Annotated in this window: 6 protein-coding genes; all 6 read left to right on the forward strand. The window is 48.0% G+C overall.

Translation table 11 applies throughout. From position 1 onward, the window contains the following. Positions 1 to 1,519 (forward strand): DUF4397 domain-containing protein (locus ACWA6V_RS14960; RefSeq protein ID WP_449523243.1); only part of this gene is annotated, 1,519 nt, incomplete at its 5' end. Positions 1,520 to 1,726: 207 nt separating this feature from the next. Continuing rightward, positions 1,727 to 2,605 carry a TraB/GumN family protein gene (locus ACWA6V_RS14965; RefSeq protein ID WP_449523244.1) on the forward strand — a complete coding sequence of 293 codons (879 nt, stop codon included), beginning with the start codon at positions 1,727 to 1,729 and terminating at the stop codon, positions 2,603 to 2,605. Between the two features lie 34 nt (positions 2,606 to 2,639). Continuing rightward, the gene (locus ACWA6V_RS14970; protein ID WP_449523245.1) at positions 2,640 to 3,515 is read left to right on the forward strand and encodes an ABC transporter ATP-binding protein; all 876 of its coding nucleotides are present in this window, start codon (positions 2,640 to 2,642) and stop codon (positions 3,513 to 3,515) included. Further along, positions 3,512 to 4,924, forward strand: coding sequence for a hypothetical protein (locus tag ACWA6V_RS14975; RefSeq protein ID WP_449523246.1), 1,413 nt, complete (start codon positions 3,512 to 3,514; stop codon positions 4,922 to 4,924). The genes ACWA6V_RS14970 and ACWA6V_RS14975 overlap by 4 nt, the downstream gene beginning before the upstream one ends. Next, the gene (locus tag ACWA6V_RS14980) at positions 4,924 to 5,298 is read left to right on the forward strand and encodes a GntR family transcriptional regulator (RefSeq protein WP_449523247.1); all 375 of its coding nucleotides are present in this window, start codon (positions 4,924 to 4,926) and stop codon (positions 5,296 to 5,298) included. The genes ACWA6V_RS14975 and ACWA6V_RS14980 overlap by 1 nt, the downstream gene beginning before the upstream one ends. Positions 5,299 to 5,347: 49 nt before the next feature. Next, a partial coding sequence (locus ACWA6V_RS14985) for an alpha/beta fold hydrolase (RefSeq protein WP_449523248.1) occupies positions 5,348 to 6,583 on the forward strand: 1,236 nt, incomplete at its 3' end.

Genomic DNA, 6,583 nt, shown 5'->3' on the forward strand with positions numbered 1-6,583 from the left:
CGCCGGTAACGTGGATATTTATGTCACCGCACCCGGTGCGGGCATAGCAACTGCGACCCCTGCGTTTAGCAACATTCCGTTCAAAGCCAGCACTGGTTATGTAAGCCTGAAGCCTGCTGACTACGATGTTGTGATTGCGCCAACCGGTACCAAAACCGAGGCCATTAAAGTCGGCGTTGCGCTTGAGGCTGGTGGTGTTTATACCGCCATCGCCCGCGACGGTGCTGGCTTGACCGCTGCACTGGGCGTGATTGGTTTGGATGGCTTGGCTCCTAACAAAACCCAAGTACGTGTGTTCCATGCATCCGCCGATGCCCCCAAAGTGAATTTGTGGGTGGATGGTGCGGTGGCCGCGTCAGGTTTGGATTACCAGAAATCCACCGGTTATCTGGAGCTGGATGCCGATACTTATAATGTCGCTGTTGAAGGCATTATCCCCGGCGGCAATGCAGTAGTGATCGGCCCGGTTGATTTGGAATTGGAGCGCAATACCCGTTATGACGTCATTGCAGTCAACTCGGTTGCCAATATCGAACCTTTTATCTTGAGCGATATGGGCAAGCTCGCTAATGCCAACAACGTGCGCGTGCGTGTTGCACACTTGGCTGCCGCTGCGCCAGAAGTGAAAGTGCATGTGACAGCGCCTGGCGATGCCATCTCAGACGCAACTTCTGTCGGCAGTTTCTCATTCAAAGAAACCCTCGGCCCATTGGAAGTTCCTGCGGGAACCTATCGCATTCGCGTCACCCTGCCCAACAACACAGTCGTGTTTGATTCAGGCTCAGTTGCCCTCACCAGCGGTAAAGACTTGCTGATCGGCGCTGTGCCCAATGTCGGAACAGGTTCATCGCCCATTCAACTGGCGGTGTTGGATGGTGCCAATGTGGCGGTGCTGAGCGATGCAGCGGCAGGTGCGAATTTGCGTGTGGTGCATGCGTCGGCCAATGCACCGGCGGTTGATGTGTTGGCAAACAATGGCGTGACTCCGGCAATCAGCAATCTTGCCTTCCCGGCGTTCACTAATTACCTGAACCTGCCTGCGGCGACCTACAACTTCAAAGTGGTACCAACCGGTGTAACAACGCCAGTGGTAATCAGTGCCGATGTCCCGCTCGCCAACGGTATGGAGTACAGCTTGCTCGCTGTCGGTGCACTCGCGAACATTGAGCCGCTGCTGCTGACCGATAACAATCGCAAAGTGGCGACTGAAGCGAAAGTGCGCCTGGTGCATGCGTCAACACTCGCAGGCAATGTGGATATCTACGTGGTTGCCGCAGGTGCTTCCATCGCCAACGCCATGCCTGCGTTCAGCAACGTACCGTTTAAGGCAGATACCGGGTATGTGTCATTGGCTGCCGGTAGCTACGATGTGATCATTGCGCCCACCGGCACCAAAACTGAAGCGATCAAAGCCACACTCACCTTTGCCAACGCGATGGTCTATACCGCAGTCGCGCGCGATGGTGCAGGGTTGAGCAGTCCGTTGGGCGTGATTGGCTTGGACGCACTTGCCCCCTGATAATTAACCATTTGTTGATGCTTATGAAAAATACCCGGATTCGTCCGGGTATTTTTTTGCCTGAAATTTATTGCGACATCCCCAACAGTTTTTAGCTCGCTACTTGCCAATGGTGAAATTGTGTATTAGTGTAGTAATACACATTGATTTGATGTGATACACCCCATAAACCATTTACCTAATAAGCAACCAACCAGGGAGTGAGCCATGAAATCCTGTTTTAGATTAATTACCGGTTTGTTGGTATTCATCAGTCTTTCTGCCAATGCAGAAACCAGCCTTTATGAAATCACCAAAGGCGATCAAAAAATTTATCTCGGCGGCACCATCCATGTGCTGCGCAATAGCGATTACCCGCTTCCGCCGGAATTTGAACAAGCTTACGAAAACGCCAAAATTCTGGTGCTCGAAACCGATATGAAAAAAGCCAGCTCGCCCGAATTTGGCCAGCAGATGGCGCAGGCATTTATGTACAGCGACGGAAAAAATTTATCCCAGGATTTGCAGCCGAAACTCTGGAAAGAGTTGCAATCCTTTGCCGATGAGCGTCAATTCCCGCTCGGGCAAATGAGCATGTTTAAAGCCATGTTTGTGAGCCTTAGTTTGTCGATTGCAGAAATGCAGCGGCAGGGCTTTGGTGTGGGGCAGGGCGTGGACGCCTATTTTTATCAGAAGGCAATCGTCAGTGGAAAAGCCGTACAGGAATTGGAAACAACTGGTGAAGTGTTAACGCATTTAACAATGCTCGCCGATGTAGATGCCAATCTCATCATTAAAGCCACGCTACGCGATTTGCACAAAATGGATGGCATGTTGGAAAAATCGGTTGGCTATTGGCGTGCAGGAGAGTTGGAAAAGCTAGATAAAGAAATGGCGGCGGATATGCGCAAAGAAACGCCGGAAATTTATCAACAGTTATTGGTTGCGCGCAATCAAGCATGGTTACCCAAAATTGAGCAGATGTTTACAACGCCCGAGGTGGAGTTGGTGTTGGTGGGCAGTTTGCATCTCAGTAGTAAAGACGGTTTGCTTGCGCAGTTAAAAAAGCGCGGTTACAACATCAAGTCGTATCAAATTACTGAATAATTTTTTTTGCGCATTAGTTATCCAAGGAGTTTTTATGTCAGTTCCCGTACGGTTAAATAATCTTCAACGCAAACTCGGCGGTGTTACTGTGTTAAAAGGAATCAGTGCGCAGGTATTGCCCGGGCAAGTGATCGCATTGCTCGGTAAAAACGGTTCTGGAAAAACCACTCTGCTGGAAACAATTTTGGGGTTTGGTTTTCCTGCTTCAGGTGAAGCAACACTTTGGCAAGTCAATGCGACGGAAATAGATGGCAAGATTAAACAGCGCATTGGATTTGTGCCGCAGCAAGATGAGTTGTTAGTGGGGATGAATGGATGGGAACATCTCTCACTATTTAAGGCCTACCAGTCTCGTTGGAATCAAACCTTGGTGGATCGTTTAATTATCGATTGGTTAATCCCGATGGATACCTATGTTGGCAAAATGTCAGTCGGGCAGCGCCAAAAATTATCAATACTGCTGGCATTGGCACATGAGCCAGAACTATTGGTGTTGGATGAGCCGGTCGCCAGTCTTGACCCTATTGCCCGCCGCCAATTTTTACAACAGTTGGTTGAAATTGCGGCTGATGAAAATCGTGCAGTCATATTCTCTACGCATATAGTCAATGATGTCGAGCGAGTGGCCAATCAGGTGTGGATATTGCGCGACGGGGTGTTGGTTTGCCAGAGTGAATTGGACGGACTCAAGGAAACTTTGGTGCGTGTCAGGCTTACAGCTAATGAACCTCTACCAGAAAAAATTCGCTGGCCATACTTGCTGAAACAAAAAAACCAGGGGCTGCAAACTCAATTGACGATTCAGCGTTGGCAGCCTGATATGGAACAGCAGCTCGCGCGCGAATTTAATGCAGATGTGGCGGTGGAATACTTAAGTTTGGAAGATATCTTTATGGAGTTGGCGCCATGATGGCGGATAGTTTCAGCCAATATTGGCATTTGTTTCGCTGGCTGATGGTTCCTGCTCGTTATCACTATTGGCTCTTTATGCTCAGCATGGTTGTCACCGTTATTGCTGTGTTTAGTGTGGCCGTTGGATCTTGGTTCAACATAGGTGATTGGCGTTTGGTTTTCGTCGGTATCTGGGCGATCGTGTTTTCAATCTGGTCTTTTAGCGCTGTATTGGTACTGCATGGGCAGCTACTCGCTCTGCCATCCAATAAACAACTGCGATTAATCTCCGGTGTGCGTCAGCGCGCATTGGTGATTTATTGGGTGGTGCTAACGATAATGGCAATGTTACTTACTGTGTGCCAGTATTTTTTAAAGGAAATGAAATTTTCGCTCGATAGCGTAATTTTGAACTGGTCATTATTTTCATTGGTTTCAGTTATTTTTTTGTTGTGCTTGAAGTGGTTTGGAAGTTTTTCTCTGCTCTGCTTTGGTATCTTTTGGATGGTGGCGTCTATGCTCGCCGTACCATTTGACATTTCCCCCTGGCTGATTTTTATGGTGGGACTAGCGGCCAATTTCGGTTTTTCATATTGGTGGCTGCTCTGGTCGCCAGCTAAAAAATTTGAAAATATTTTTTTATTGCGCAATTGGCAGAGCACGCAACTCGCAGCGTCTAATCATTGGACCAAGCTTCCCATCAATATGCTTGCGCCGCGTATTAAAGATAGCTACACGCATGCATCGCTCTATTTACATCTGTTAAATGGTGTAACTGGTAACGTGGTGTCGCGTGTGATTATTTGGTTAGTGATAGGAGGATGTTGCGTATTGGGTATTAGCGTTTTGATAGCCCTGTTCGATTATGGGAGTGTTATGAGTGATATGGCGAAGGTTGCAATCCCCATTACTCTTTGGACATTTTTGAGCAGCGCGGGAATGGGTTATTTTACCGGGCTGTTTACCAGCATTAGCCGTGTGTGGTTCTATTTTCCGGGTACCAGAGCGGAGCTGCTCAATGCTGTTGAAAAGAATTTTATGTTATCGCTAGTAATTGATTTGTTTTTTGTTTGTGTATTGATTGCGCTTGCTTGCTATTGGGTGTTTCCTGAATATCTACAGATAAAATGGGTTGTGCTCTATAGTGTATTAGTGTTGGTGGTCAATTGGCTGCTATTTCATTTTGTCTGGTATTTATATTGTCGCACCCAGGGTAATAGCAATTTATTAGGGGTTGCTATTTTCTTTATTATTATTATGCAAATTTTTCTTGCAGGGGTTGGCTGGAGCCTTGTGTCCAGTGGGAAATTAAATGCAGAGATACTAATACTGGGCGCTATTAGCTGTTGTTTACCAGGGGCTTTAGTCCTGCGCAGGCAAGCTAAAAAGGCAACGCCGAATATGAGTTTTGCTCGGGTGAAAAATTAATGTTTACCCTTAACCCCCAATCCGGCATCCCCATTTACCGCCAACTCGCCGAGCAGATTCGGCGCATGGTTGCCGGTGGTCAATTGAAAGAGGGCGATGAACTGCCCTCGGTGCGTGAGCTGGCGTTTGAGCATGCAGTCAATCCCATGACGATTTCCAAAGCCTATAGTTTGTTGGAGGTTGAAGGCTTGCTCATGCGGCAGCGCGGTAAACCGATGCAAATTGCTCCGCAGGACAAACAAAAAAATTCTGAGCAGGAACGTTTACATCACTTGCATCCGCAGTTGGAGCAGCTGGTGCTCGCGGCACGGCAATTGGAAATTCCCGATAAAGTATTACTGGCTAGCCTGCGCGAATTGCTCGCGGATAAGTAGTTGCTCAGTGATCACTAAATTCACATTTGTACAAATAAGGAACGAATGAATGAATATCTCTTGGCCGGCTTACGGTATTTTGTGCTTGTTGCTACTAGGTCTTTTGCCCGCATGCAGTGAAAAAATAGAGCGCAAAGCTGCTGCAGTTTCCATTCTCAAGCCCTGCCCCGGATTTGTGGAAACCGGTAAGCCCCCGCTGGTGTATGGTGCGGAATGCGGCGAATTAATCCTGAAAGAAAATCCGGCTGATGCCAATAGCAAAGACATTAGTGTGGCGATTTTACGTTTGCCTGCAATCAGCCCGGTAGCCAATGCCGATCCACTCTTTTTAATTCAGGGAGGGCCCGGTGGCTCGTCGATTGAGATGGCTAACCAGATCCACAGCTTTTTTGCGGATGTGCGCAAAAATCGCGATTTAATTTTTGTTGATCAGCGCGGCACAGGTAAATCCAATCCGCTGCGCTGTGAGCAGGCATCGCCCGCAGACTTGAAATTGCCGGAGTCTGAGCAGACTGAAAAATATATTGCACTGGTGAAAAACTGCGCCGAACAATATCAATACAATGCTGCTTTCTATACCACAGTACATGCCGTGCAGGATTTGGATGCGGTGCGCATCGCATTAGGGTATGAAAAAATTAATCTCTGGGGTGGTTCCTACGGTACCCGTGTTGCACTTGAATATGCGCGTCGCTATCCAGAGCAGGTGCGCACGATTATTTTGGATGGCGTGGCACCTGTGAGTATCGCCCTTCCCAAATATTTTGCACGCGATGCTATGGCGGCGTTGGTGGCGGTGAATAATGAATGCCTTGCCCAAACAGATTGTGCGGCAGAATTTGGCGATATAGTGCAAAAAGCAGAAACTGTAATGCAGCGCTTGAATGCATTGCAGGAGAAGGGTGAGCCGCTGGAAATTAGCTATGAACATCCACGCAACCAGCAAACTGAATTGCTGCATTTAACCCCGCGCACTTTTTCATCATTGATATTTATGTCGCTCTACTCGCGCGACCTCACTGTATTGTTACCGCGCGCGATTAGTTTTGCAGAAAAAGAAGATTATCGTTTGCTTGCGGCCTTATCGGCCTTGTCATCGGAGAATGCGCAGTTGATGAACATTGCGGAAGGCATGCGCTACAGCGTGATTTGCAATGAAGACTGGCCGCTATTATCAGTGAGTGATATTGAGCAGAGCACCCCGTTTTTTGGTATTCCCTTCGTAAAGGACATACAACCGATTTGCGCGTTATGGCCTAAAGCGCAATTACCTGCCGATTATTGG

The sequence above is a fragment of the Cellvibrio sp. genome (assembly GCF_053579595.1).

Coding starts and splice junctions, on each gene's coding strand:
- ACWA6V_RS14965 (WP_449523244.1), top strand. CDS start 1,727: ATGAAATCCTGTTTTAGATTAATTACCGGTTTGTTGGTATTCATCAGT.
- ACWA6V_RS14970 (WP_449523245.1), top strand. CDS start 2,640: ATGTCAGTTCCCGTACGGTTAAATAATCTTCAACGCAAACTCGGCGGT.
- ACWA6V_RS14975 (WP_449523246.1), top strand. CDS start 3,512: ATGATGGCGGATAGTTTCAGCCAATATTGGCATTTGTTTCGCTGGCTG.
- ACWA6V_RS14980 (WP_449523247.1), top strand. CDS start 4,924: ATGTTTACCCTTAACCCCCAATCCGGCATCCCCATTTACCGCCAACTC.